Raw genomic sequence first — 577 nt, forward strand, 5'->3', positions numbered from 1 at the left:
GCTCAGGCTGAACGGAGGATGGCGGCAAAATGTCTATTCTGGGTGGTTAGCGGACATGCACGCGGCTCATTGTTCTGCGCTCGTTGCCGAACGCACATGGGGCAGATCGACCGGATCGGCGGCTCCGACAGCCAAGTAGTTTCGGCGAGCATCAGTCAGCGAGAATGACCGGTTGGGACCACCCCGAACCACGTCCGCGTCGTGGTCGTCCTGCCCATCGTCCTCCCAGAAGCAAACGGGACAAATCTCAAACATGCCCCGGCCTTTCAAAGTCAGACGACTACAGCAGGGGCATCGGTAGCTTGCGACCTTCGCGCAATCCTTCACGACGTTGTGCCACACCATAGTTTGCCCTCGTTCGATGCATGCTCATCATAGCTCGTCGGGCGATGCCCGCTATTGGGCGTTAGCGGACCATCCGCTTTTTATAGATAGTGGACCTTACGGGATGCCCGGCGAGCGATCCGCATCCGTGCCCCGGCGCACACGAAACAGAGAGAAGCCAGCTCGCTTGGCCGCTTTCTGCGCCTTAGCGACACATCGGCGGGGCGTGTCACTATTCGTCAGTATTTCAATC

1 protein-coding gene is annotated in these 577 nt (G+C 58.9%); it reads right to left on the reverse strand.

Going from position 1 to position 577, the window contains the following annotated elements; all coding sequences use genetic code 11:
- Nucleotides 1-66: 66 nt before the first annotated feature.
- On the reverse strand, nt 67-345 hold the full coding sequence (locus tag SB4_RS20635; RefSeq protein WP_082670279.1) for a CPCC family cysteine-rich protein: 279 nt from the start codon (nt 343-345) through the stop codon (nt 67-69).
- Between the last annotated feature and the right edge of the window lie 232 nt (nt 346-577).

Origin of the sequence: Sphingomonas sanguinis (assembly GCF_001476905.1) — a bacterium.
Classification (GTDB): domain Bacteria; phylum Pseudomonadota; class Alphaproteobacteria; order Sphingomonadales; family Sphingomonadaceae; genus Sphingomonas; species Sphingomonas sanguinis_B.

Coding starts and splice junctions, on each gene's coding strand:
- SB4_RS20635 (WP_082670279.1), bottom strand. CDS start 345: ATGGTGTGGCACAACGTCGTGAAGGATTGCGCGAAGGTCGCAAGCTAC.